We start from the raw sequence: 2,750 nt of genomic DNA on the forward strand, positions 1-2,750 counted from the left end.
CCTACTGGCTCCCCCGTGTGTTTGTTTCTCTCGGCGGGGGGGGGCGCCCCCCGGGGGCCCCCCCCACACCGCGCTCGAGGCGGAGTCAGGTCAGATGGCGAGCGCCTGAGCGCGGCGCTTCACCTCCGTGCCGCGATTCTCGCTCAGTGCCTGCACGGGGGTGCCGGGCAGGGTCTCGTCGGCGGTGAAGAGCCACTCCAGGATCTCCGCGTCGGTGAAGCGGTCGTCGCGGAGCACCGTCAGCAGGCCGACCAGGCCCTTGACGATCTTGTCTCCGTCGATGAAGGCCGCGGGGACCTGGAGGGAGCGGTTCTCGCCGCGGCGCACCGCGAGCAGCTGACCTTCCTTGACCAGCTGGCGAACCTTGGTCACTTCGATGTCGAGCATCTCCGCGATGTCGGGGAGGTACAGCCAGGCGGGAACAAGGGCATCGATCTTTGCGTCAATCTCGGTCACGGAGACAAGCCTGCCATCTCGGACTGACTGCCGGTACCCGAGCGGGCCCGGACGGGGGCCGAACCGGGGCCCGCACCCCTGCCCGGACCGGTTCGGGAGCTGTCCCGGAGGCTTTCCGAACCGCTTCCGGACCCGCGCCGGACCCGTTCCGAACCGCTTCCGGACCCGCTCCGAGCCGGTTCGAACCGCTTCCGGACCCGCGCCGAACCGGTTCGGAACCCGTCCCGGACCCGTTCCCGACCCGTGCCCCGCCGGGTCAGCGCACCGCCGACTTCAGCGCGACCGCCGGGTCGGCGACCTTCACCGGGTCCACGAGGGCGCCCGTCTCCACGAGGCGGCGCCCCTGGGCCAGGTCGCGCGGGCGGCCCACCGCGAGGACCGCGACCAGCCGGCCTTCCCGCAGCCAGCACACCGACCAGGCGTCGGACTCCGGGTCGCCGCGCCACAGCGGTGCGTCCGCGCCAAAGTGGTGGCCCGCGTACTGCACGAAGCGGCCGAACTGCTCCGACCAGAAGTACGGGACCGGGTCGTAGACCTGCTCCCCCGAGCCGCCGGCCAGGATGTCCGCCGCCACCACCCGGGGCCCCTGGAGTGCGTTGTCCCAGTGGTGCACCAGCAGCCGGGATCCGTAGCGCCCCGACGGGAAGGAGGCGCAGTCCCCCACGGCGTACACCCCGGGCGCCGATGTGCGCAGCCACTCGTCGGCGGTGACCGCTCCGTCCGGGCCGAGCTCCACGCCGGACCCGGCCAGCCATCCGGTGGCCGGCCGCGCGCCGATGCCCACCACCACCGCCTCCGCCGGCAGCTCCCGCCCGTCGGCCAGCAGGACCCGGCCCGGCTCCACGGAAGCCACCCGCGCGCCCGTCAGCAGCTCGGCGCCCGCCTCGGCGTACCAGCGCCCCATCGGCTCGGCGACCTCCGGCGGCAGCGCGCCCGCCAGCACCCGGTCGGCCGCCTCGACCACCGTCACCGCGCAGCCCGCATCGCGGGCGGCGGTGGCGAACTCCGCGCCGATCCACCCGGCCCCGACCACGACGACCGCGGAGCCGGCCGCCAGGACGGGCCGCAGCCGCGCCGCGTCGTCCAGGGTGCGCAGCAGGTGCACCCCGGGGACGCCCTCCGCGCCGGGCAGCGTCAGCGGGACGGCGCCGGTGGCCAGCACGAGGAACTCGTACGGGACCGGGCCCGCCTCGGTGTCCACCTCCCGGTCGGCGGCCCGCAGCCCGGTGACCTCGACCCCCAGCCGGAGCTCGATGCCGAGCTCCTCGAAGTCGACGTCGAAGGCCGAGTCCTCGGCCTTGCCGAGGAGCACCGCCTTGGACAGCGGGGGTCGGTCGTAGGGCTGGTGGGGTTCGGCTCCCAGCAGGGTGACGGGGCCGGTCCAGCCCTGTTCCCGGAGGGCGACCGCGGTCTGGACCCCGGCCATCCCGGCCCCGACGACGACCACGCCGCGTCGCGTGTCCTGCGCCCGCTGCACCTGCTGCCGCGCCTGCTGCTGCGCTTGCCGTTGCGTCTGCTGTTGCGTCTGCTCGCTCACGCGGCCCAGCGTAATCAACTGACGATCAGCCAGGAATAGCGGACGGGGGCCTCCTGAGGCCGGGCGGGCACCGGCACCGGGGAGGCAGCCTTACCGGCCGTCGGCCTCGGCGTTACTCTGGCACCGAACCTATCGCGGGAGTCCGGGCGCACCGGGCTGAGAGGGAGGCTGGCCGGCCTCCGACCGTACGAACCTGATCCGGGTCATGCCGGCGAAGGGAGGGGCTGGACGCCCATGCATTCATTCAGGAAGGGCCGGAGTCCCGGCTACGACGTCCTCGTCATCGGGGGCGGCATCATCGGCCTGGTCACCGCCTGGCGGGCGGCCCGGCGCGGGCTGCGCACCGCGCTGGCCGATCCGGCCCCCGGCGGCGGGGCCGCCCAGGTCGCGGCCGGCATGCTGGCCGCCGTCACCGAGCTGCACTACGGCGACGAGACCCTGCTCGGGCTCAACCTCGCCTCCGCCGCCCGCTACCCCGAGTTCGCCGCCGAACTCGCCGAAGCCAGTGGCGGCCTGGACATCGGCTACCGCGCCTGCGGCACCCTCGCCGTCGCCCTCGACTCCGACGACCGGCTGCACCTGCGCGAACTGCACGCCCTCCAGCGCCGCTGCGGCCTGGACTCCGAGTGGCTGACCGGCCGCGAGTGCCGCCGCCTGGAACCGATGCTGGCCCCGGGCGTACGCGGCGGCCTGCGCGTGGACGGCGACCACCAGGTCGATCCCCGCCGCCTGGCGGCTGCCCTGCAGGCCGCCTGCG

At 74.7% G+C, this 2,750-nt stretch carries 3 protein-coding genes and 1 riboswitch; of the genes, 1 reads left to right on the top strand and 2 read right to left on the bottom strand.

Annotated features, from left to right (window positions below):
- Positions 1-90: 90 nt before the first annotated feature.
- Both ABZY57_RS32555 and ABZY57_RS32560 read right to left on the bottom strand, forming a co-directional pair.
- Entirely contained in the window at positions 91-456 is a 366-nt protein-coding gene (locus ABZY57_RS32555; RefSeq protein ID WP_243330105.1) for an Rv2175c family DNA-binding protein, read from the bottom strand.
- A gap of 256 nt (positions 457-712) precedes the next feature.
- Positions 713-1,882, bottom strand: a complete 1,170-nt coding sequence (locus ABZY57_RS32560) for an FAD-dependent oxidoreductase (RefSeq protein WP_356518129.1) — start codon at positions 1,880-1,882, stop codon at positions 713-715.
- Positions 1,883-2,117: 235 nt separating this feature from the next.
- A riboswitch (TPP riboswitch) is annotated at positions 2,118-2,230 on the top strand.
- Between ABZY57_RS32560 and ABZY57_RS32565 the strand changes: the two genes are divergently transcribed.
- On the top strand, positions 2,228-2,750 hold a 523-nt coding region (locus ABZY57_RS32565), incomplete at its 3' end, for an FAD-dependent oxidoreductase (RefSeq protein WP_356518127.1). It overlaps the preceding riboswitch by 3 nt.

Source organism: Streptomyces sp. NPDC006450, from assembly GCF_040612195.1.
GTDB lineage: Bacteria > Actinomycetota > Actinomycetes > Streptomycetales > Streptomycetaceae > Streptomyces.

Bases quoted from the DNA above. Each gene is read 5' to 3' on its own strand.
- ABZY57_RS32560 (WP_356518129.1), bottom strand. From the start codon at position 1,882: ATGGCCGGGGTCCAGACCGCGGTCGCCCTCCGGGAACAGGGCTGGACC.